Annotated in this window: 24 protein-coding genes; 8 read left to right on the forward strand and 16 right to left on the reverse strand. The window is 39.0% G+C overall.

Annotated elements, in window-relative coordinates; translation table 11 throughout:
- Window positions 1-126: 126 nt before the first annotated feature.
- Entirely contained in the window at window positions 127-2238 is a 2112-nt protein-coding gene (locus ACSBPO_RS21480) for a 4Fe-4S dicluster domain-containing protein (protein WP_442596970.1), read from the reverse strand.
- A 180-nt stretch (window positions 2239-2418) separates the two neighbouring features.
- Between ACSBPO_RS21480 and cls the strand changes: the two genes are divergently transcribed.
- Both cls and uvsE read left to right on the forward strand, forming a co-directional pair.
- Window positions 2419-3627: a cardiolipin synthase gene (gene cls / locus ACSBPO_RS21485; protein ID WP_442596972.1), complete on the forward strand. Its 1209-nt coding sequence runs from the start codon at window positions 2419-2421 to the stop codon at window positions 3625-3627.
- Between the two features lie 20 nt (window positions 3628-3647).
- Entirely contained in the window at window positions 3648-4601 is a 954-nt protein-coding gene (uvsE, locus tag ACSBPO_RS21490; protein WP_442596975.1) for a UV DNA damage repair endonuclease UvsE, read from the forward strand.
- Between the two features lie 82 nt (window positions 4602-4683).
- On the opposite strand, the gene speD is transcribed toward uvsE, so the two are convergent.
- From speD to speE, 6 genes are all read right to left on the reverse strand, one after another.
- The gene (gene speD, locus ACSBPO_RS21495) at window positions 4684-5064 is read right to left on the reverse strand and encodes an adenosylmethionine decarboxylase (protein WP_442596977.1); all 381 of its coding nucleotides are present in this window, start codon (window positions 5062-5064) and stop codon (window positions 4684-4686) included.
- A 186-nt stretch (window positions 5065-5250) separates the two neighbouring features.
- Window positions 5251-5430 (reverse strand): H-type small acid-soluble spore protein, encoded by a 180-nt coding sequence (locus tag ACSBPO_RS21500; RefSeq protein ID WP_442596979.1) that lies wholly within the window; start codon window positions 5428-5430, stop codon window positions 5251-5253.
- 97 nt (window positions 5431-5527) lie between these two features.
- Entirely contained in the window at window positions 5528-7198 is a 1671-nt protein-coding gene (gene argS / locus ACSBPO_RS21505; RefSeq protein WP_442596981.1) for an arginine--tRNA ligase, read from the reverse strand.
- The gene (locus tag ACSBPO_RS21510) at window positions 7195-7626 is read right to left on the reverse strand and encodes a DUF1934 domain-containing protein (RefSeq protein WP_442600424.1); all 432 of its coding nucleotides are present in this window, start codon (window positions 7624-7626) and stop codon (window positions 7195-7197) included. The genes argS and ACSBPO_RS21510 overlap by 4 nt, the downstream gene beginning before the upstream one ends.
- A 172-nt stretch (window positions 7627-7798) precedes the next feature.
- Complete coding sequence (speB, locus tag ACSBPO_RS21515) at window positions 7799-8671, reverse strand: agmatinase (protein WP_442596983.1); 873 nt, start codon at window positions 8669-8671, stop codon at window positions 7799-7801.
- 100 nt (window positions 8672-8771) lie between these two features.
- Complete coding sequence (speE, locus tag ACSBPO_RS21520; RefSeq protein WP_442596984.1) at window positions 8772-9599, reverse strand: spermidine synthase; 828 nt, start codon at window positions 9597-9599, stop codon at window positions 8772-8774.
- A 252-nt stretch (window positions 9600-9851) separates the two neighbouring features.
- Between speE and ACSBPO_RS21525 the strand changes: the two genes are divergently transcribed.
- A complete protein-coding gene (locus ACSBPO_RS21525; RefSeq protein ID WP_442596986.1) occupies window positions 9852-11921 on the forward strand; it encodes a transglycosylase domain-containing protein in 2070 nt (689 codons plus the stop codon).
- 316 nt (window positions 11922-12237) lie between these two features.
- On the opposite strand, the gene ACSBPO_RS21530 is transcribed toward ACSBPO_RS21525, so the two are convergent.
- Window positions 12238-12747, reverse strand: a complete 510-nt coding sequence (locus ACSBPO_RS21530) for a YwhD family protein (protein WP_442596988.1) — start codon at window positions 12745-12747, stop codon at window positions 12238-12240.
- A 21-nt stretch (window positions 12748-12768) separates the two neighbouring features.
- Window positions 12769-13449: a site-2 protease family protein gene (locus tag ACSBPO_RS21535; protein WP_442596990.1), complete on the reverse strand. Its 681-nt coding sequence runs from the start codon at window positions 13447-13449 to the stop codon at window positions 12769-12771.
- 115 nt (window positions 13450-13564) lie between these two features.
- Here ACSBPO_RS21535 and ACSBPO_RS21540 point away from each other — a divergent pair, with 115 nt between their 5' ends.
- Complete coding sequence (locus ACSBPO_RS21540; RefSeq protein ID WP_442596992.1) at window positions 13565-13750, forward strand: 2-hydroxymuconate tautomerase; 186 nt, start codon at window positions 13565-13567, stop codon at window positions 13748-13750.
- 631 nt (window positions 13751-14381) lie between these two features.
- Here ACSBPO_RS21540 and ACSBPO_RS21545 read toward each other — a convergent pair.
- From ACSBPO_RS21545 to ACSBPO_RS21555, 3 genes are all read right to left on the reverse strand, one after another.
- Complete coding sequence (locus ACSBPO_RS21545; RefSeq protein WP_442596994.1) at window positions 14382-14891, reverse strand: YwgA family protein; 510 nt, start codon at window positions 14889-14891, stop codon at window positions 14382-14384.
- A 36-nt stretch (window positions 14892-14927) separates the two neighbouring features.
- Window positions 14928-16226, reverse strand: a complete 1299-nt coding sequence (locus ACSBPO_RS21550) for an HD domain-containing protein (protein ID WP_442596996.1) — start codon at window positions 16224-16226, stop codon at window positions 14928-14930.
- Window positions 16227-16399: 173 nt separating this feature from the next.
- Complete coding sequence (locus tag ACSBPO_RS21555) at window positions 16400-16621, reverse strand: DUF1450 domain-containing protein (RefSeq protein WP_442596998.1); 222 nt, start codon at window positions 16619-16621, stop codon at window positions 16400-16402.
- A 339-nt stretch (window positions 16622-16960) separates the two neighbouring features.
- On the opposite strand from ACSBPO_RS21555, the gene ACSBPO_RS21560 reads away from it, so the two are divergent.
- Complete coding sequence (locus tag ACSBPO_RS21560; RefSeq protein WP_442597000.1) at window positions 16961-17722, forward strand: RsfA family transcriptional regulator; 762 nt, start codon at window positions 16961-16963, stop codon at window positions 17720-17722.
- A 261-nt stretch (window positions 17723-17983) separates the two neighbouring features.
- Here the strand turns inward: ACSBPO_RS21560 and ACSBPO_RS21565 are convergent, their stop codons facing one another.
- Together ACSBPO_RS21565 and pta are read right to left on the reverse strand one after the other, a co-directional pair.
- Window positions 17984-18820 carry a lipoate--protein ligase family protein gene (locus ACSBPO_RS21565; protein WP_442597002.1) on the reverse strand — a complete coding sequence of 279 codons (837 nt, stop codon included), beginning with the start codon at window positions 18818-18820 and terminating at the stop codon, window positions 17984-17986.
- Between the two features lie 84 nt (window positions 18821-18904).
- Entirely contained in the window at window positions 18905-19876 is a 972-nt protein-coding gene (gene pta, locus ACSBPO_RS21570; RefSeq protein ID WP_442597004.1) for a phosphate acetyltransferase, read from the reverse strand.
- Between the two features lie 281 nt (window positions 19877-20157).
- On the opposite strand from pta, the gene hemQ reads away from it, so the two are divergent.
- Window positions 20158-20901, forward strand: a complete 744-nt coding sequence (gene hemQ, locus ACSBPO_RS21575) for a hydrogen peroxide-dependent heme synthase (RefSeq protein WP_442597006.1) — start codon at window positions 20158-20160, stop codon at window positions 20899-20901.
- Between the two features lie 267 nt (window positions 20902-21168).
- Complete coding sequence (gene gerQ, locus ACSBPO_RS21580) at window positions 21169-21663, forward strand: spore coat protein GerQ (RefSeq protein ID WP_442597008.1); 495 nt, start codon at window positions 21169-21171, stop codon at window positions 21661-21663.
- A 50-nt stretch (window positions 21664-21713) separates the two neighbouring features.
- On the opposite strand, the gene ACSBPO_RS21585 is transcribed toward gerQ, so the two are convergent.
- Complete coding sequence (locus tag ACSBPO_RS21585) at window positions 21714-22085, reverse strand: DUF423 domain-containing protein (protein ID WP_442597010.1); 372 nt, start codon at window positions 22083-22085, stop codon at window positions 21714-21716.
- Window positions 22086-22117: 32 nt separating this feature from the next.
- Window positions 22118-22399: a YwdI family protein gene (locus ACSBPO_RS21590; protein WP_442597012.1), complete on the reverse strand. Its 282-nt coding sequence runs from the start codon at window positions 22397-22399 to the stop codon at window positions 22118-22120.
- Window positions 22400-22937: 538 nt separating this feature from the next.
- On the opposite strand from ACSBPO_RS21590, the gene ACSBPO_RS21595 reads away from it, so the two are divergent.
- Window positions 22938-23261, forward strand: a complete 324-nt coding sequence (locus ACSBPO_RS21595) for a general stress protein (protein ID WP_442597014.1) — start codon at window positions 22938-22940, stop codon at window positions 23259-23261.
- Window positions 23262-23279 lie beyond the last annotated feature (18 nt).

Raw genomic sequence — 23279 nt, forward strand, 5'->3', positions numbered from 1 at the left:
GAACACAGCCATTCACTTTAACGCTTTAAACCACCGGGGGTCTGACCCCCGGTGCGTTAGTGTGTTAAAGTACTTTAAAGCGTTTTAAAGCGCGAAAAACCTTTTAAGCTCGCCAAGCTCTATTTTTTAAGATACTAGTTGTTGTTGTTCGCCTACTACGGCTTTCTCTAGGATTTCTGCTACATCATATGTGGAAACTTTTTCTTCGACTTCTTTTGCTTTTGTGCCATCTGATAGCATCGTTAAGCAATATGGACAGCCTGAGCTGATGATCGATGGATTAACGGCTAAGGCTTGTTCTGTTCTTGTTACGTTAATGCGGTTTCCTGTGTGTTCTTCCATCCACATTAGTCCGCCGCCGGCTCCACAGCACATACCTGTTTCGCGGTTACGTTCCATTTCAACCAACTTCACGCCTGGAATCGATTTTAAAATCTCACGTGGTGGATCATACACTTCGTTATAGCGTCCTAAGTAACAAGAATCGTGGAAGGTAATCGTTTCGTTCACTTCGTACTTCGGAACTAATCTTCCTTCTTCCACCAGCTTCGCTAACACTTCTGTATGGTGGTACACTTCAGCTGTTAAGCCGAAATCAGGATATTCATTTTTGAAAATATTATAAGCATGAGGGTCAATCGTCACGATTTTCTTGACCTCAGCTTTTTCAAATTCTTCAATGTTCTTCGCAGCTAAATCTTGGAATAAGAACTCATTACCTAAACGGCGTGGTGTATCACCAGAGTTCTTTTCTTTGTTTCCTAAAATGGCAAAGCTCACGCCAGCTTCGTTTAAAAGCTTCGCAAACGATAACGCGATTTTTTGGCTGCGATTGTCGTAAGAACCCATCGAACCAACCCAGAATAGGTACTCGAACTCTTCGCCCGCTTTGTTCATTTCCTTTACGGTTGGAACATGAACATCCTCACGAGCTTCGCGCCAGTCTTCACGCTCTTTACGGTTAAGTCCCCAAGGATTTCCTTGACGTTCAATGTTAGTCATCGCACGCTGTGCATCCGCATCCATTTTTCCTTCTGTTAAAACTAAATAACGGCGAAGGTCAATAATCTTATCCACGTGTTCGTTCATAACTGGACATTGGTCCTCACAGTTACGGCAAGTTGTACATGCCCAGATTTCTTCTTCCGTAATGACTTCGCCAATTAAGCTTGGGCTATATGCTAAACCAGCAGCAGACTCTTGCGCACCTTGACCAGCAGCTGCTAAAGCGATTTGGTTCCCCTTTGTTCCTGAAAAAGCAAAGGTCGGTACCCAAGGCTGCTTTTGCGTAATAGCCGCACCATGCAGCGTTAAATGATCACGAAGCTTCACAATTAAGTCCATCGGTGACAGCATTTTCCCTGTACCGGTTGCTGGACACATATTCGTACAGCGTCCGCACTCCACACATGCATATAAATCAATTAATTGATGCTGTGTAAAATCCTCTATTTTTCCAACTCCGAAGCTTTCTTGAGACTCATCTTCAAAATCAATTTTTTTTAATTTGCCCGGTTTTTCTAAACGATTAAAAAACACGTTTGCCGGCCCAGCAATTAAGTGGGCATGCTTGGATTGTGGTACATATACTAAGAAGGCTAATAGGAACAGTAAGTGAATCCACCATGCGATATAAAAAACAACAACAGAAGCCGTTTCACCAATACCGCCAAAAACACCGGAAATCAAAGACGCAATCGGCTCTGTCCAAGATGCCTCTTCCCCATGCCAGATGATTCCCATCCCGTTACCAACTAATACCGAAAGCATTAAGCCTCCGATAAACAGCAATACTAAACCGCTTTTAAAGCCTCTTTTTAAACGGACTAATTTTTCAACATAACGGCGGTGAAAAGCCCAAACAACCGCTACCAAAATCATTAACGTAACGATTTCTTGAAAAAACGTAAACCCTGCATATAACGGACCTAACGGCAGGTGTGAACCTGGCTTAAGTCCCTTCCAAATAAAATCAAGCGCTCCAAATTGAACAAGGATAAAGCCATAAAAAAACATAACGTGAATGGCTCCACTCTTTTTATCCTTCAGGAGCTTTTTCTGCCCAAACACATTTACCCAAATCTTTTCTAAACGTTCTTTAACACGATTATCAAACTCAACCTTTTTTCCAAGCTTGATAAATTCAATTCTTGTTTTCACTACATACACAAACAAACTGATTGCGTAAGCGGTTACAAGAAGGAACGCAATAAGATTGATTAAAAGTAACATTTCCATTCTCTTCCCCTTTGGTAGAAAAATTTTGAACCAAATAAATCTTCTGAATTATATACCTACTTTTAATTATAAGGTGAATGAGCATTCAGTCAACCATTTTATTTTCGCAATTTAGGTTTCATAATTAGGAAATCACGGGAATACTAAAGAAAACAATTAGATACTTTACCGGAGGAGCAGATGACCTTGAATTTTACTCTCGGTGTTTTGGGTGTGCTATTTTTAATTTTTTTATGGTTAACGTTGGACTATTGGTTAGGTCGAACCCACCATTTAAAAAAATTTGTCCCTCCAAATGCTCCTAAACGACAAAGTCAAATGGAGCTTTTTACAGATGGGGAAGTGTTTTTTAAAGATTATTTTGCAGAGTTAAAAAATGCAAAAAAGCATATCCATATCCTATTTTACATCGTCAAAAATGATCGATTTAGCAAAGAGTTTTTTCAAATCCTTACCCAAAAGGCAAAGGAAGGTGTGGAAGTTCGCCTTCTGTTAGACTTCTTAGGTAGCCTTAAAGTCAATCGAAAGATGATTAACGATTTCAAAGCAGCAGGTGGACAATTTTCGTTTAGTAATATTCCAAAGCTTCCGTTTCTTTTCTATTCCTCCCAAACGAGAAATCATCGAAAAATCTCCGTCATAGATGGGGTAATAGGCTGTATTGGGGGATTTAATATTGGAAAAGAATACGTGAATAAAGATCAAAAATTAAGTCCTTGGCGAGATTATCAATTAAAAATAACCGGCGAAGGAGTCAATGATCTTCAACGAGAGTTTTTAATGGATTGGCGTCAATGTACAAAAACAGATTTGCTGCAAAACCCTATTTATTTTCCCAATCAAAAATCAGGGCCTGTTGAACATGAAATCATTCCTTCAGAAGGTGTTTATCTTGAAACCACTTTCTTAAAACTAATTGACTCTGCTAAAGATAGCCTTATGATTGGTAGTCCCTATTTTATTCCTAGCCAGAGAACTTTTTTTGCCTTAATGGCTGCGTTAAGAAGAGGCGTTAAAGTGACCATTCTCGTTCCTAAAATCCCAGATCATATGCTGGTAAAAGAAGCGTCATTTCCGTTTTTTCGAAGATTAATTCGTGAAGGCGCAACCGTTTATCAATATTTAAATGGTTTTTATCATGCAAAAACCCTTATTATCGATGATCGGGTATGTGATATCGGAACTGCTAATTTTGATAAACGAAGTATGTTCCTCAACCATGAAATTAATTGCTATATGTACGACAAAGATTTTATTAAACAGCTGCGAAATACCATTGAAAAGGATATAAAGGATTCCAAAATCCTTACGCTGGAAGAATTGAATCAGCCAAATATTCTACGGACCGTTAAAGAAAAGACAGCTACCCTCTTTTCGCAATTTTTATAAAATCACAAGGAGCTTACATCATGAAAATTCGCTTTGGTTATGTTTCCACTGCCGTCCACTTATGGGAAGCATCACCGGCCAGAACGGTTACTTTTACCCGCTATAAACAACTAGAAAAGGACGAGCGGTATGCTAAATTACTGCAGGTCACTTCCCTTAATCTAAAAAGCACACGAAGAATGCTGTATTATAATTTGGCAAATGAAATAGAGGTCTATCGCCTCTCAAGCTCTATCGTCCCCCTTGCCACCCATCCTGAAGTCAAGTGGGATTTTGTTTCCCCTTTTTTGGAGGAATGGAAGGAGCTTGGGGACATTATTCGAAAAAATCATTTACGGGTCAGCTTTCACCCAAATCAATTCACCCTTTTTACTTCACCGCGTGATGAAGTCACCACCAATGCGGTCGGAGATATGGAATTCCACTATCGCATGCTAGAAGCAATGGGAGTCGAAAAAGACTCTGTGCTTAATATTCATATTGGTGGTGCTTATGGTGATAAAGGTAAAACGATTCATCGCTTTCATGATAATGTAAAAAGGCTGCCGCCCCAGGTAAAAGAGGTTATGACGCTTGAGAACGATGATAAAACCTACAACGCCGACGAAACCCTTTTAGCATGCGAAAAAGAAAATATTCCATTTGTCTTCGATTATCATCATCACATGGCCAATCTTGGGGAGCTTCCTTTAGATGTGATTCTCTCAAGGACCTTCCCTACCTGGGAGAGAAAAAATCACCCGCCCAAAATACATATCTCCTCACCAAAATCCGAAAAGGCTTTTCGCTCTCATGCCGATTTTGTAGACCTCAATTTTTTAATGCCATTAATCGAGGTGCTTCGAGAACTGAAAAAGGACGTTGATTTTATGATCGAAGCCAAAATGAAGGATTTGGCGATGTTAAAATTAATTGAGGATATCAGTAAAATTCGTGGGATTAAACGGATTAGCGGTGGAGCGGTGGAGTTTTAGGAAAGCTCGTTAATCGCCAATTGTTAGATACTAAACAGTTTTGAGATGTAAAAAGGATGCTGACATGGACAGCATCCTTTTTTTATGGAGATTCTTTCGTTATGTCAAATTCGCCTGTTCCGCGGATAATTTTACTGGAATACACCTTTTGAGGTTCCAAAACCGATAATAAATAGTGGATGGCGACTTCGGGATTGACCTTTTCTCCACATGTGTATCCATCAATGGCGGCAAATCCTTTTTCAGGATACGTGTGAATCGATAAATGACTTTCCGATAATAAAAGGAACACCGTTGCCCCACAAGGCTGAAATACCTTATATTCCATTGCAAGGATGGTCGCTCCGCATTTTTCCGCTGCTTTGTGCATATGCTGCTTCAAAAATTCAATATCATTAATTCTATTAAATTCAATACCCCAAACATCAGCAATAATATGCCTGCCATACGTTTTGTAATCCACTATACATCTCCTCAATTTCAACCTATTACCAAACTTGTGACAAAGTTAGTAATAATGCCGATTTAGTCAGATATATTAAAAAAGTAGTCAGATATAATGGTGAAACAGTCAGATATATCCTCCAAACAGTCTCATATCTGCTCCACCCCATCAAAAAAGGAGCTAACGATAGCTCCTTTTCGCTATTTATTCCTCGATTAAGTTCAAAACTGGTACATCTATTTCATTTTCCGGATTCACTCTTGAATAAATTCGTGCCATTTTTGATTTTTCGTCGACGTTTTGAATGATGACAGGTGTACCTTCGTATGTAACATTAAACATTTCCATGGAATCTAAAATTTCCTTTGCGCGACCAACATTCATTCGTTCATTCCTCCTAAAAAGCTTCCATCCTATTATTTGAAGAAGGCAAAATTTTTATCCAACTATCCATGAAAAAAAGCCCTCAAAAATTGAGAGCTTACATTTTTTCTGGAGCTGAAACTCCGATTAATGCTAATGCATTTTTCAATGTGATTTGAACCGATTTAATTAATGCTAAACGCGCCTTAGAACGTTCAGGGCTATCTGCATCTAAAACTTTATCTGCGTTATAGAAGCTATGGAAAGCCGACGCTAATTCAAAAATATAATTGGAAATGCGGTGCGGCATCCGTTTGGTTGCTGCTTCCCCAACGGCTTGCGGGAATTCGCCTAATTTTTTCAGAACATCGATTTCCTTTTCTGTTTCAATTAAAGTAAAATCAGCATTTGTATCTACTGTAAAGCCCTGCTCTTCGCCTTGGCGAAGAATACTAGAAATACGAGCATGTGCGTATTGTGCGTAGAATACTGGGTTTTCATTGGATTGTGATACCGCTAAATCAAGGTCAAAATCCATATGTGTGTCCGCGCTTCTCATCGCGAAGAAGTAACGAACCGCATCCAGACCAACCTCTTCGACAAGGTCACGCATTGTAACAGCTTTACCAGTACGTTTACTCATCTTCATTTTCTCGCCATTTTTATATAAATGTACAAGCTGAATGATTTCAACCTCTAAAGCGTCGCGATCATAACCTAAAGCTTGAATCGCCGCTTTCATACGAGGGATATATCCGTGGTGATCCGCACCCCAAATATTGATTAATTTTTCAAAGCCTCTTTCCAGCTTGTCTTTATGATAAGCGATATCCGGTGTTAAGTACGTGTAAGAACCATCCTGCTTAATTAACACGCGATCCTTATCATCACCAAGAGCCGTAGAACGGAACCAGGTTGCTCCGCCTTCTTCAAAAATATGACCATTGTCTCTTAAAGCTTGAAGGCCTGCATCAATTTTCCCATTATGGTAAAGAGAAGTTTCTGAATACCAAACATCAAAACCAACACGGAAATCTTCTAAATCCTTCTTCAGCTTCGCCATTTCGTATTTCAAACCGTATTCACGGAAAAAATCGAAACGCTCCTGCTCATCCATATGGACATATTTATCGCCAAATTCGTCAGCTAGCGTTTGACCGATTCCAATAATATCTTCACCATGATAACCGTCTTCCGGCATTGGTTTATCCTTGCCAAGTGCTTGGAAATAACGAGCCTCAACTGATAGAGCGAGATTATTGATTTGGTTTCCTGCATCGTTTATGTAATATTCACGGCTCACATCATAGCCTGCTTTAGCCAAAATATTGCATAGTGAATCCCCAACTGCCGCCCCACGTGCATGACCTAAATGAAGATCACCTGTTGGGTTCGCTGAAACAAACTCAACTTGGATTTTTTGATTTTGTCCAATCGTTGTACTTCCGTAATTTGAACCTGCCTCTAAAATGCTCGGAATCAAGTCCGTTAAGTACGTATTATTCATGTAAAAATTAATAAATCCAGGTCCGGCAATTTCCATTTTCTCAATCGAAGCCTTTGTCTGGTCAAAATGTTGAACAAGTGCTTCCGCAATCGCGCGCGGTGCTTTTTTCGCTACTCGTGCTAATTGCATCGCCATATTCGTGGAATAATCGCCATGCGCTTTTTCCTTTGGAATCTCTAGGATTACATCTGGAATTTGCTCTTCGGTTGCAAGCTCTGCTTTGATGACAGCCGCTTTTATTTCTTGCTTTAATTTATTTTGTACTTCTTGAGCGATGTTCACTTTGCATCCTCCTTATACGTTATTTTCATATGATAAGTACCGGCCACTTCTCCTTGAGTGGTTAAATCGTATACAAGGTCAAGCTCCCCGTCTCTTTCACTGGAGGGGTTATGAGCCATTCTTTTTGTATCCGTTAACATCTCCATTGCCCCATAAGGAGTATCATAATGGCCTCGCATTTGATGGTCTTGTTTAAAAGCTAGGCGCATATTCAAGGCACCCGAACGTAAAATGACCGCTTCCCCTTCTGAAAACTTAACAGACGTCTTAATATTCCCAACATCCATTACTTCTTCATAAAGAAGATACGAAGATTGGCCCTTATTATAATATCGACCAAAAGTCACCAATTCAAAAGTTTCCTTTTGATCCCCTTGAAAAATATCCGTCTTCACCCAAACCTTTACAGGAATTTGCTCTGCCTTCATTCCAACCACTGAGCTCCACTCCCTTCAAAAAGCAATACAAGGTGACAGGCACTGGGGAATTTTTGTCGTTTAGAATTCCTTTCCGAATTTTATCTAATAGACAAAGATTTTTCGACAGATAATTTTCTAATTGCCGAAAATTACTAAGTGCCTGTCACCTATTTCTCCAATATTACTTCACCCAGCCTAAGATCATTTCGCGGATGAGTTTGCTTGCTGTGTTTGCTGTTTGTTCTGAGTTGTCGTAGATTGGTGCGACTTCAACTAAATCAGCGCCGACTACTTTTACGTTAGAATGTGCAATTTCATGAATCGATGCAAGAAGTTCTCTTGAAGTAATCCCTCCAGCATCAACCGTTCCTGTACCAGGAGCATGGGCAGGGTCTAATACGTCAATATCAATCGTTACATAGACAGGACGACCTGCTAATTTTGGTAAAATTTCTTTTAATGGTTGGTGAACATCAAATTTAGAGATGTGCATGCCAACGCTTTTTGCCCATTCGAATTCTTCCTTCATACCTGAACGAATTCCAAAAGAATAAACATTGGATGGTCCGATTAATTCGGCAATTTTACGAATCGGTGTAGAGTGAGATAAAGGCTCTCCTTCATATTGCTCACGTAAATCCGTGTGAGCGTCCATATGAATGATTGCTAAATCTGGATATTTTTTATATACAGCTTTCATTACTGGCCAAGAAACTAAATGTTCTCCACCCATTCCTAGTGGGAACTTGCCATCTGCTAAAAGATTATCAATGTAATCTTCGATGATATCTATGCTTTTTTGCGCATTACCGAACGGAAGTGGAATATCACCTGCATCAAAATATTTCACATCGTCTAATTCACGGTCTAAGTATGCACTGTATTCTTCTAGTCCAATCGAAACTTCACGAATTCTAGTTGGACCAAAACGTGAACCTGGACGGTAGCTTACTGTCCAATCCATCGGCATTCCGTAAAGTACCGCTTGGCTTTCTTCGTAACTTGGATGGCTTTTAATAAATACATTACCTGAATAAGCCTCATCAAAACGCATATTATTTTCCCTCACTTATATGTTTTTTTTACGAAAAAGCGGAGCCACTTAATAACAAGTGACTCCTTTTTATATTCATTCAAATAGTAATAATCAATTATTATTTCGTTAAATCATCCACAAATTTCGGTAATACGAAAGCTGCTTTGTGAAGTTCTTTTGTATAGTATTTTGTATCGATTTCGTGGAAACGATCTTCGCTCACTTGTAATGGATCATGCTTTTTAGAGCCTACAGTGAATGCCCACATTCCACTTGGGTATGTTGGGATGTTTGCAATATAAAGCTTTGTGATAGGGAAGATTTCTTTTACGTCCTTTTGAACTTGGCGGATTAAGTCAGCCTTAAACCAAGGGTTGTCTGATTGAGCAACAAAAATACCATCTTCTTTTAGCGCTTTTGAAATCCCTGCATAGAAACCTTTTGTAAATAAGTTTACTGCTGGTCCTACTGGTTCAGTGGAGTCAACCATAATCACGTCATATACATTTTCACTTTGTGCAATATGCATGAAACCGTCGTCTACTTTTACTTCTACACGTGGGTCTTCAAGCTTACCAGCGATTTCAGGAAGGAATTTTTTAGAGTACTCAATTACCTTGCCATCGATCTCAACTAAAGTAGCTTTTTTTACGCTTGGGTGCTTTAATACTTCACGGATTACTCCTCCGTCTCCCCCACCAACAACAAGAACGTTTTCAGGATTTGGATGAGTGAATAAAGGCACGTGCGCTACCATTTCGTGGTACACGAACTCATCTTTAATAGAAGTCATTACCATGTCATCTAATAAAAGCATGTTACCCCATTCTTCTGTTTCTACCATATCTAGCTTTTGAAAATCCGTTTGTTCTGTATGTAAAGTTTTGTTCACTTTCATTGTAATACCAAAATTTTCCGTTTGTTTTTCTGTAAACCAAAGACCCATATTGATCTTCCTTTCTTTTGTTTATTTATATTGAACTTACGTTTTTTACCATTACTCATCATTTTTACCTAGTATTACTATTTACAAACACGATAAAAAGTATAGAGGAATCTAGCAAAAATACAAGAAAAATTTTCTTTTTTCTTCAAAAAGGGGAAGAGTTAGTAGAATTTTCACTAGGCTATGTTTAAAACACTACCATTTTTTTCATACTATTACTATCAAGGTAAATTTTAGAAGGTGGTGATAGGCATGGAATTGATGACAGACCAAAGGTTTCGAAAGACGCTTAAATATATACGAGCTTTATTTTTTATTAGTTTAATCGGTATGGTCTTATCAATCCTGTTTATCGCAGGTGTGTTTATTTATGCTAAAGTCCTTGGCCCACCGCCACTTTCTGTTCCGCAATCAACCCTATATTACTCTGCTGATGGTGAAGTCATTGGTGAGAGTAATAACGGTCAAAAGAGATATTGGGTTTCTTACGATAAAATTGCTGAACCCATTCTCGAAGCAACCGTCGCCATTGAAGACCGAAAATTCTACGACCATAACGGCTTTGATTTTAAACGCATTATCGGGGCTGCCTTAGCCGACGTCAAAGCATTATCCAAAGTACAGGGTGCTAGTACGATTACTCAGCAATATGCACGTAACCTTTACCTAGTGCATGATAAAACCTGGAAGCGTAAGTTGACAGAAGCCTTTTATACCATTCGGCTAGAGATGAACTATTCGAAAAAAGAAATTTTAGAAGGCTATATCAATACAATTTACTATGGCCATGGTGCCTACGGTGTTCAAGCAGCCAGTCAATATTATTTTGGGAAAAACGCATCCGATTTAACGTTGGCGGAGTCTTCCTTATTGGCAGGTGTTCCAAAAGGACCAGGTATATACTCACCCTTTATTTCATTAGAAAAAGCAAAGAAACGCCAAAAAATTATTTTAAATACAATGGTTCAAAATCATTATATTGATAAAAAAGAGGCCGAGTCGGCCATTCAAGCACCACTGAAATTCGTTGGAAAATATCCTCATGCTAAAAAAGAGATTGCACCTTACTATCAGGATGCGGTGCGAAATGCATTAAAAAATCAGCTTCACTTAGATGATCGTACGATTGCTTTAGGTGGATTAAGAGTGTACACAACGATCGATTTAGAACAACAAAAAATAGCTGAAGAAACAATAAGTAAATTAGTTGCGAAAGATTCCGAAATAGAAGTCGCTCTAGTTTCGATGAACCCTAAAAATGGTTATGTAAAGGCCATGGTCGGCGGCAGAAATTATGAAAAAAGTCCATTTAATCGAGCGATTCAAGCCGTTCGCCAACCTGGATCTACCGTAAAGCCGCTTCTTTACTATGCAGCACTTGAGCAAGGCTTTACTCCTTCGACCATGATGCGCAGTGAACCAACCACCTTTAAGTTTCAGGATGGACAGCCTGACTATGCACCGCATAACTATAATAGCCAATATGCCAATGAAGAAATTACTTTAGCACAAGCCCTTGCGCTTTCTGATAATGTCATTGCTGTTAAAACACATCTCTTTTTAGGAGAAGAAGTGTTGATCGACACGGCGAAACGTTTTGGAATCGCCTCAAAAATGGCAAAGGTTCCTTCACTTGCCCTCGGGACATCCGGAGTGCGCGTGATTGAAATGGCTAATGCTTACAGTCATTTTGCAAACGGCGGGAAAGAAGTAGATCCTATATTTATCACCCGGGTAGAAAATTTCCAAGGTGATATTATATACGAAAATCAATCGGAACATAAACAAGTTCTCCAGCCTGAACAAACGTATGTCATGACTCAAATGTTAACAGGTATCTTTGATTCAAAGCTCAATGGATACGCAAGTGTAACAGGAAGCACCATGATCAAAAGTATGACAAGACCTTATGCTGGGAAATCCGGAACAACCAACTCCGATAACTGGATGATTGGGTACTCGCCGCAACTCGTTACGGCTGTTTGGACAGGTTATGATTCAGGTAAGGCCATTTATTTAACGGTCGACAAAACCTATGCTAAAAACATTTGGATTCATTTTATGGAAGATTCCCTAAAAAATGAGCCGATTAAAAACTTTAAACGCCCTAAAAATGGCGTGATCGGTGTTTATGTCAATCCAGCCAACGGAAAGCTCGCATCCAAAGAATGCCCTGTGAAACGCTTTACCTATTTTGTTGCCGGCACAGAACCAACTGATTATTGTACGGATCATTTAACCAATACAAAGCAAACCAATTCCAAACACAAAGAAGCTCCTAAGAAAAAGCCGTGGTATAAGAAGATATGGGATTGGAACTAGAAAAGCGGAAGCGCCTTGGTCAGCCCCGACAAGCAAATGTTCTCTAAGCTAAGAAGTCGTTCTTTGACTTCATAGCTTAGAGGTTATTTGACCTCGAGGGGCTAGGCGCTGGAGCTAGACACTAGAAAAGCGGAAGCGCCTTGGCCATGGCAAGACAATTAAATAAAGTGAAAAACCTCGGGGTTTTCCCCGAGGTTTTTCGTGTCCTAGTTCTACATGTACATTTTACGTCCATGCTATTGATAATTCTACTTTTTTTTACAAAATTCATCAAGTACTTATATTTTTCTAAAAAAACTTTTTTTCCTGTTAACGGTTATTCCACATCTAATTGGTTTTTTAATTCCACAGAGGAATTATTCCACATTTCCTCATTATGGTTTTTCAAAAAGTTGCTTAATACTTTTTTAGAATTGTTGTCCATCTGTTCTACAATAATTTTTCGCTTAATTGATTTATCCAGGTTGTTCACATGCTCTGGAAGTGATTTGTACCCTCTGCGAATTTCACGTTCAACCGTCATCTCACAAGCGGTCACACCTGCATAATATGGCCCTTCCACCTTTCGATCAATGGTGACCCATACAAGCCAATAAGGTTTTCCGTTTGGAACCTGCTCCTTATCCTGAAGAAACTTGATCCCTTTTTCTACATCACTGCGTGCATGCAACGCTCCAATTTCAATCGATGCCGTTTCTGCTTCGACATCAATAATAACCGGAGAAACATTATTTAAACTCAAGGCACCTACTCCAAAACCGCCATGGCCATCGGTGCTATCATTTTTAATAATATTAAAGCCTACTTTTTTCTTTTTTTCTTCCATTGATAAAACTCCTTTCAACGATCATAAAAACATTTGATAGAAAAATTCATTTAACGTCCCAGCCACTGCGGGGATAATCGTTTGAAATATCGGTTGAATCGTATATTGGTCTAAAGGTGTTAAAACCAGAATTAAAAAGATAACAGATCCATATACCTCATACTGTGTCATCTTAGCCCGAGTTTGATTGGGCACCAAGTCCTCAATAATTCGATAGCCATCTAGCGGCGGCAGAGGAATTAAATTAAACACAAATAAGACAAGATTTAAATTAATAAAAACATTAAAGAAATCAGCAACATAATCTGGCAGCTGAGCAGCAACTCCGGTCCCTAATAAGGCATACCAAATGAAAAAACCTAAACTAGCTAATAACAGATTACTAATAGGTCCAGCAACGGAAACGAGAATTCCTGCTAATCTTGGATTTTTGAAAAAAAAGCGATTAACGGGTACAGGTCGTGCCCAACCAAAACCAGCGATTAATATCAATAAAGTCCCAATAGGGTCTAGGTGCTGGATTGGATTTAATGTTAATCGACCTTGACGTTTTGCCGTCTCATCACCAAATTTATAGGCTACATATGCGTGGGCAAACTCATGAATCGTAAAAGCAATCATTAATGTAATCGCCACAAACGGAATTTCCCTTAATGGATAAGCTAAAAAGTCCACGTATTTGTTCTCCTTTTTTAATGGCATTCTACTTCCAAGTATACATGGAAATGAAAGCGAATGGAAATTTCACCATCCCGAACTTGCATTCTAGCTTAAGATATGAAAAACTATCCTCATACATAGATAAGGAGGTCCCATCATGCCATACGTAACAGTTAAAATGCTAGAAGGTCGTACGGAAGAACAAAAGAAGGCCCTTGTTGAAAAGGTGACTGCCGCTGTAACAGAAACAACGGGTGCCCCAGCAGAAAAAGTCGTGGTTTTTATCGAAGAAATGACAAAGAACCACTATGCCGTTGGTGGAAAACGATTAAGTGACGAATAGAATCAAGTATTAAAAAAGCTAAGCCCTATTCTTAATGGATCTTAACTTCAGACTGTAGACAAACTTGATGAAATACGAGTTTGCCTACAGTTTTTTTCTTTTAAAATTACTTTATATACTAGAAATCCGTTGATTTCCGTTCCGGGCGAACGCTTTCCGCGGGGTGTGACTTGAGCCTCCTCAGTCGCTACGCTCCTTGTGGGGTCTCAAGCTTCACACTACTCCCGCAGGAGTCGTCGCCCTCCACTCCAATCAACTAGTTACCTGTTAAAATATAAGAGGTGACATACAAAATGGACTTGGAAGTCTGCTAGTTGACATGTTTTTATATCCAATTTCAAAGATTGTATTAGCTGATTGGAGAGGAGGGTGCTTGACTCCTGGGGGATACAGCGTTCCAGTCGAGACCCCACAGGCGCTCGCGCCGAGGAGGCTCGACGAATGCCCCCCAAGGAAGAATTTGGTTTTTGAAAAAGCCGGCAGTAGGGCTTTTTCATAATTCTTCCCGGAAAGCAAGCACCTGGAACGGAAATCAGCGCTTCGACCACAATTTCTTCCAAATAAATAACAAAAAGGCAACGAGATAGATTCTCTCACTGCCTTTTGTCGACACTCTGAAGCTAAGTCCCTTCTAATGGGTCTTAGCTTTGTTTTTTAATGATTCAATATAGGAATACGCTTCATCGATTTCGTCTTCTGTATAGCGCTGCTTGCTTTTTAAAGTGAAAATCTTTTCTGCCACTTCTGCTCTTGGTAAGTTATCAAAAAATAACACGGTGGAAACTAATTCAAGGAATCTAGCACTTTGCTCATTCATATCTGTTAAACAATCTTTAATATGAGGCATTTCCACCTCATTTAAACTCAAAAACTCTTTACCTGTATCGGTTAATGTATAGCGATATTGAAAATATCCGCCTTTTTTCTCCTTAACTTCTTCAATAAATCCGATATTGCACAGCTCTTCGATTCGAAGTGTCAGTTCTTCGGAATAGGGTCCGTAAAAGTGAAACTGAAATCTCTCTTGGAATGGAAAAGATAATTTCTTCGCAATATAAATGATTTTTTGCAGTTTTTTCCGTCCGATAATTTCCCCGGTTGCTTCAATTGCGTTCATTAATTTTGCATGATCCTTCAGCAATGCTCGTCACTCCTACTCCATCTATTAAAAAAGTGTTTATATGCCTAAAAGGGCTTGTATTTGTTTTTTAATGGTTTTCTTTGTTGATAGATCAAAAAGAAAATCGGCCGGGAAATACAATTTATGGTCTGTTCTTCTTTTTCCTGAAATAGCATCCACAATTTCGGATTCCCGGGAAAGCTCACGAATATCGCCGTTATCCATTAATAACTGAATCGGTAACCGTTCTTCTTCTTCACCTGGCCGATAGAAATCATACGGTAAATCAGAGGATGAATCGACTACTAAATAATATTCCGGGTCTATGCCTGCCTTTTTAAATAATAAACTTAACTCAGCCATTTTCTTATATTCTTTTGCTGGGTCAAATTCAACATATTGGAAAAGATTCCGGTTCATAAAACGCGTACAGAGATCACTTAAGATCGTATCCTCTTCTTCCTGCCACATTTGAAAATAATAAAGAATGATAGCTTCATCTAGTTTTAGGTAATCTTGCAGAGAGGTTTCCTCTTCAAATAAAGAATAAAAATGAATCGGATGATGTTTAAAAGAATAATATTGTTGGTGAAGATGCTTGGCCCGATGCAAAATTTTCGTTAAAATAACTTCGGCACTTCGGGAAACAGGATGAAAATAGACTTGCCAATACATTTGATAGCGACTCATAATATAGTCCTCAATCGCGTGCATCCCGCTATGCTTAATGACCACTTGATCTTCTCGAGGACGCATGACGCGCAAGATCCGCTCCATATCAAAATGGCCATAGCTTACCCCTGTAAAATAAGCATCACGCTGAAGGTAATCCATTCGATCGGCATCAATTTGACTGGAAATTAAGCTAACCACCTGCTTATTTGGATAGGTTTTGGCAATCACCTCTGCGACCTTTCTAGGAAAGTTTGTCCCTACCTTTGAAAGCACCTTATTCACTTCTGTATCCCCAAGAATAATCGCTTGGGTAAAATATTCATGATCTAGATCAAATACCTTTTCGAACGAATGAGAAAATGGCCCATGGCCCAAATCATGAAGCAGGCCGGCACAAAGGCATAACAACCGCTCTTCCTCATTCCATTCCGGACGCCCTTTGAAAATATCATCGACAATACGACGAATAATCTCGTAAACTCCAAGAGAATGATTAAATCGGCTATGCTCTGCACCGTGAAAGGTCAAATAAGTTGTCCCAAGCTGTTTAATGCGTCGCAGTCTTTGAAACTCTTTCGTCCCAATCAAGTCCCATATGACTCGATCTCGAACATGGACATAGCGATGAACAGGATCTTTAAAAACCTTTTCCTCACTAAGCTTTTCCGTGGCGTATCCCATCGTTTTCCCTCTTTTCCGCGCACTTACTTCCTTCTATTATACCCAAATTGTCAGTTAATTTCATCCAAATTTCGGCAATTTTTGACCTATTTTTACAAGGATCAACTACCCATTGGAAAAAAAATCACCTAAGCCGCAAAAGCAAAGGTGATCTTTTAAAATGAATTCCAGTTTTACTTTAATTTCTTCTCAATCTTTTCCATTAGTTCCTCTTCTGTAAGAGCTGCTAGTGGACGATTATTGACAAAGGCGAATGTCTTTTTTCGTCCAGGACCACAATAGGATTGACAGCCAACCTCTATTTTTGCGTCTGGATCTAGTTTTTCTAACCGAGGAATGAGTGTTTTTAAGTTGACTGCTTGGCAGTCATCGCAAACACGAAATTCGTTTGCCATCTTGAATACAACCCTTTCGGTACAAAATATATATTTCTAGTCCTGAATGACCTTGATTAAAATGAATAATTTTTTCTACTACCAACGTATTTTACAGTTTCTTTCGTTCTAATGCAAGCAAGCTAAATAAGCAACATAGAGACTGTATTAACCTCTTAATTCCATTCATTTCAAAAAAAATCTATTATCCTTTTATCCCATTTAGTATAAAACTTTTAAAAAATGGTGAAAATGAAATTATCAACTCAAGAAATCCTTTATTAAAATCATGAACCACTAGATTAGAAGTGACCGGTTTCTTGAAACATATTAAATTTATTTGATTTAGGAGATGAAAAAATGAAAGTAAGACAAGATGCATGGACAGATGAAGACGATTTACTATTAGCAGAGACGGTATTAAGACACGTTAGAGAAGGCAGTACTCAATTAAATGCCTTTGAAGAGGTAGGAGATAAGCTAAACCGTACTTCTGCAGCATGTGGGTTCCGTTGGAATGCCGTTGTACGTCATCGCTATGAAAAAGCGTTACAGCTTGCGAAGAAACAACGTAAACAAAAGAATCGTATTCTCGGAAAAGAGCAAGGCGGCAAGAAAAAACTATTATATACTCCACCAGTCACACCTTTGGAAGAATTAGAGACAATGGTAGAAGTTGGAGAAATGGAAATGGTAGAGGCTGAAGAAATTCCAGTTGAAACGAATCTGCCTAACTATCAAGTTCCACCACAACAACCAGTTGTACAACCAATGCTACAACCAAAGCCCCAACCGCAATTTGTGCAAAAAGATAGCTTAACAATGGACATGGTTATTCGTTTCTTACAAAATGTTGGAAACTCTAGCATTCAAAAGGATGCATTGAAAATTGAGAATGAAAGATTAAAGTTGGAAACAGCCGAACTTAAAAAGCGCAATGCTGAATTAGAAGCAAAAGTGCAGGAATTAGAACAACAAACCGTTATGGTTCAAGAGGATTACGAAACATTAATGAAAATAATGAACCGTGCAAGAAAGCTGGTTCTATTCGAGGAAGAAGAACGTCCAGCCACTAAATTTAAAATGGACCGAAACGGAAACCTTGAAAAAGTTGCAGAGTAAATAGAAAAGCGGAAGCGGCTTGTTTAGCCCCGACAAGCAAATGTTCTCTAAGCTAAGAAGTCGTTCTTTGACTTCATAGCTTAGAGGTTATTTGACCAAGGAAGAAGTGGTTTTTCTTCTTCGCTCGAGGGGCTAGCCGCTGAAGCTAGACAAATAGAGAGAGTAACATTTGAGAGAAGAAAGCGCAACATCCCATAAAAGAGGGTCTGTCATTGGAAGAAGTAAGTTCATTTCTTCCTATCCGACAGACCCTTTATATGTTTATTCACGCTCTAGCATTTTTTCATTTCTTTCTATCACTCTTTTGTAGTAAGCATCAAAAAAGGTTAATTCTTCTTGCGAAAGGGAACCCGCAAAGATGTGATTACTATTATTTTTTAAAGTAGTTAAAAACCGAAACATGACATCGGCCATCGAAAGTTCTACCTGCAATAATTCTGATAAACTCGCCATCACGTCCGGTTCAATGTTAGGAAAATGAAATTTGGTTTGCTCATCTGCTTTTGAAATAGAATAAAAGTTTTGAATGAGACCTGCTCTTTCACTACCGCTTCCTGTTACACATAAATAAATTTGAACAGCGACACCGTTCCGTAGTCTTCGCTGAGAGATACCGGCAAATTTTTTTCCATTAATGCTAAGGTCATAGCTTCCTGGGCAGTAGGAGCCAACAATCTCTTTTGCTTCTATATCAACTGGGAAATCAGCAAACATTTCTTTCACGCATTCCCACATGGCATCATAACCACTATTGATATCTATCTTTTTTTCCGCCTCTTGAAAAACGAGTGTTAAATTCAACACCCCTTCATCTAATACAACAGCTAGTCCACCCGAATTGCGGACGATATATTGAAAACCTTGTTCCTCAAGGTAAGCTAATCCCTTGTCCAAAAATGGGAGCTTTGTATCTTGTATGCCTAATACAATGGTTCGATGGTGAACCCATGCTCTTGCTGTTGAAGGAGATTTCCCGCTTCCAACAGCCTCGCAGAGAGTATCATCCGTTCCGAATGATTGTAAGGCATGAAAATGAGGACCCACACTAGATTGATCAATAATTCTCCACTGTTTTTGCTTTAAAAGATCCAATGTCATCCATAATTCTCCTTGGAAAATAAACTATCTTTATTATAACAAAAGGTGACCCATCTGATAAACGGATCACCCTCTTAATCACTACTATAAAGCCTGTGCTGCTGTAATTAATGCTAGTTTATAAACGTCTTCTTCGTTGCAGCCACGGGATAAATCATTAACCGGTTTGTTCAAGCCTTGGAGGATTGGACCGACTGCTTCAAAGTTTCCAAGGCGTTGCGCGATTTTATAACCAATATTCCCTGCTTCCAGGCTTGGAAAGATAAAGACGTTCGCGTCCCCTTTAATCACAGAATCAGGTGCTTTTGACTTTGCTACGGATGGAACAAACGCCGCGTCAAACTGGAATTCACCATCCAACACTAATGCTGGATTACGACGCTTTGCTTCTGCTACGGCTTCTGCCACCTTTTCTGTTTCTGGAGATTTGGCAGACCCTTTTGTTGAAAAGCTAAGCATTGCAATACGCGGTTCAATATCAAACATATCCGCCGTTTTTGCACTTTCAATCGCTATTTCAGCTAAATCCTGGCTGTCCGGAGCAATATTGATCGCGCAATCTGCAAATACATACTTTTCATCCTCGCGCACCATGATAAAAACGCCAGAAGTTTTACGAACCCCTTCCTTTGTTTTAATAATTTGTAACGCTGGACGTACTGTATCAGCTGTTGAATGGGCAGCCCCACTGACCAATCCATCCGCTTTGTTCATATGTACAAGCATCGTTCCAAAGTAATTTTCGTCCACTAACACTTTTCTAGCATCCTCTTCGGTTGCTTTTCCTTTACGGCGTTCTACAAATGAGGCAACCATTTCATCCATTCCGCTATAATGATGTGGATCAAAGATCGTTGCTCCATTAAGTGTCACACCAAGTCCTTGTGCTTTTTCGGTAATTTCCTTTTCATTTCCTATTAAAATCGGCGTCAAAATGTTTTCCGCTGCCAGACGTCCTGCAGCTTTTAGAATGCGCTCGTCTGTCCCTTCCGGAAAAACAATTTTTAACCCTTTGCCCGTTAATTTCGTTTTTAAACCACTGAATAAATCGCTCACAATCATGACCTCCTAAGTCCTACTATATCAATAGCATACTCTTCCTATTTAAAATTTCAAACAACATCTATCACAGACAACGCTTTCATAGAAATGTTCTTGTTTTCATAAAAATCAGGAAATACTTTGATTCTATCCTCTTCTAATTTTTACTTATTTTCTTATATTATCCATTTTTATCAGAAAAAACGATTTCCTCCGTTCCTAAGGTTTAGAGAGGTGACTATAGGTAAAACTATGATATAGTTATGTTGTACATAGAAATTTTAGGAGTGATTTTAATGTCAGAAGTAGCACAAACATATGAAGGCTGGTACAGCTTGCATGACTTCCGTTCGATCGACTGGACAACATGGAAAATGATTTCTAGCGAAGAGCGTCAAGAAGCTATTCATGAGTTTTTAAACCTTCTTGAAAAATGGAATACTACACAAACTGCTAAAGAAGGCAGCCATGCCCTTTATACCATTGTTGGTCAAAAAGCTGATTTTATGATGATGATTTTACGTCCAACTTTAGAAGAATTAAATGCAATTGAAACAGAATTTAATAAAACGAAATTAGCAGAATACACGATTCCAATGCATTCTTATGTATCTATTGTCGAGTTAAGTAACTATTTACCTGCCGGCCAAGATCCATTACAAAGCCCAGAGTTCTTAGCACGCCTTTACCCTACACTACCAAAAACAAAATATGTTTGCTTCTATCCAATGGATAAGCGTCGTCAAGGCAATGATAACTGGTACATGTTATCTATGGAAGACCGCCGCAAAATGATGCGCAGCCATGGTATGATTGGCCGTGGGTATGCTGGCAAAGTAAGACAAATCATTACTGGCTCTGTTGGTTTTGATGATTACGAATGGGGCGTAACTCTATTCGCAGACGACTCACTACAATTCAAAAAGCTTGTTTATGAAATGCGTTTTGATGAAGTAAGTGCTCGTTTCGGTGAATTTGGTTCCTTCTTCGTAGGTAACCTGTTAACAGAAGATCAAGTAGGAACATTCCTAAACGTGTAATCTCTAAGCTCATAGCTAATCGCTATGGGCTTTTTTTATTATTAAAAATACTTATCCTAATTATCAGTCATAACTTTTCCCTCCTTATCATATTCATTAGTTAGTGGGTCTTTACGAAATTTGCTATTGAAGGATTACCCAATTTTCACCATTGCCGACATACCTAACAGTGAAAAGAGGTGAATGAGCAACTTCACTGCTTCTTTTGTCTATTTTTTCAAGATTGGGGACCTCTAATAAATTAAGATTAATAGGAGGGGAAAAATAATGTATCCATACTCTACACAAGGTGGCCAAACCGGCTTCCAGCCTTACACAGGTGCAGGTCAGCAAACTCCATACTACCAGCCTCAAACACCAACTATACCAACAGCATCAGGTCAAAGTTTTGGATTTCCGGCGGGGCAAGGTTTTGGGTTCCCTGGGCAAACACCACCTCAAGGTATGCCAGGTCCACAACCGGGACCAGGAGGCCAACTTCCAATAGAAGAATCCTATATTGAAAACATTCTACGCCTCAATAAAGGGAAGCTTGCAACGGTATATGCTACATTCGAAAATAATACACAGTGGAATGCGAAAATATTCAAAGGAATTATTGAAGCCGCTGGAAGAGACCATCTGATCCTAAGTGACCCACAAACTGGTCAGCGGATTTTACTTCCAATGGTATACTTAGATTATGTAACGTTTGATGAGGAAATTGAATATGAGTATCCGTTTGGCGGAGCTCCAAATTTAGTAAAATATCCGCCTAGATAAAAGCAATGTAAAAGGGACTAAATCGTGATGATTTAGTCCCTTTCTTATTACTATAAGTATTTAACTGCAGCAACGATAAGTAAAACCCATGCGGCTAGGAAGGCCACTCCTCCAAGAGGTGTGATCGCTCCTAATACGCTAATTTTAGTTAGCGTTAAAGCATATAAGCTTCCCGAAAATAGAATGATTCCAATGAGCATTAACCAGCCAGACCAAGAAAGAAGGACATTGGCAGGAAGTTTCCCTAACAGAACGCCGATAATCAATAATCCAGTTGCATGGAACATTTGGTACGTTACACCCGTTTTCCAAACGTCCAAATATTTTGGTTCTACCTTACCTTCCAATCCATGTGCCCCGAAAGCACCAAGTGCCACTGATAAAAAGGCATTTATCGCCCCTAAAATTATAAATGTTTTCATTTTTTTCTCCTTTTAAGCTGTTTTATTAAAATTTAAAAATCAAATAAAGAATCGCCGTTTGCTTCTTCATCCATATCAAGCTTTTTGGATGGTAGTGAAGTGGTTGTTAACACTTGAGAAATTTGTGGCTTTGGTGGTGCAACAACTGGTTGGCTGAAGCTGCTTATTTCTCTATCATTTTCTTCTAAAATAAGCTCACATAGTATTTTAATGGAATGGATGCTTTCTCTTACCTTTGAAGAGCTTTCTAGCAATTTGGCTTTTTGCAATTCCTTTTCCATTTTCTTTAAAAGCTGGTTCACAGAGATATCCATCTTCTTCATCCTTTTTGACCGATTTCATTCTTCTACCTAATCTATTTAACCATAAACAAAGACGATTACCAACTATATCAATTCAAGCGCCATCATTCGACTTGTTCCACGTGAAACGGGTCGAATGGTGCTGAAAATGACTTAGCTTGCTCTTTTTCGAACTCTAACCTTATAAAAAGTAATGCAGGCAGAAAATTATCGGACTCTGGTTCCGTTATATTGATCAAAATAGAGGAATTCTAGTTGTTATAGGACCGTGGTTCCGTTATGAGGTAAAATCAGGCGGTATTCTTGTATTATTCAGCGAATAGCGGATTCTCTGTCCTATATTACCTTGATTTTGTAGGTTTTTGTGATAATAACGGATTCTGTGTCCTATATTCCCTTGATTTTAATGACCCCCATTCCAATAACTAGTACCATTCTCTTAAATCTGCTAAATCATGTTTATTTTCTTCTTGATAGGTTAAATAACTAGTACCCAAGGGACAAGGCATTCCTTTCTCTTCGGGCAAAAACCAAAGGAGGAGATTTTCATATGTATCGTGTATTTGTCGTTGAAAATGGAGTACAAGCAACAGAAAAAATCTCGACTCTTGTGAATGAAGGGTTTTCCCAGGATCAAATTTATTTATTTGCCCATGATGAAAACCGCTCGGAACATTTAACGGAAGCTACCAATACTAGTGAAGTAGGCTTTGAGGAACAAGGTTTGCTCGGTTCCATTGGAAACATGTTTAAAAAGCGTGGAGACGATCTGCGATCCAAATTCGAGTCATTAGGATTATCCCATATGGAAGCTGAAAAATATGAAGAAGAACTTGATAGAGGGAAAGTCGTTTTAATTGGGACTTCCCATTAATGGACAAAGCGTCAGGGA

It is taken from the genome of Neobacillus sp. D3-1R (assembly GCF_052180215.1).
In the GTDB taxonomy this organism is placed as follows: Bacteria; Bacillota; Bacilli; order Bacillales; family Cytobacillaceae; genus Pseudoneobacillus.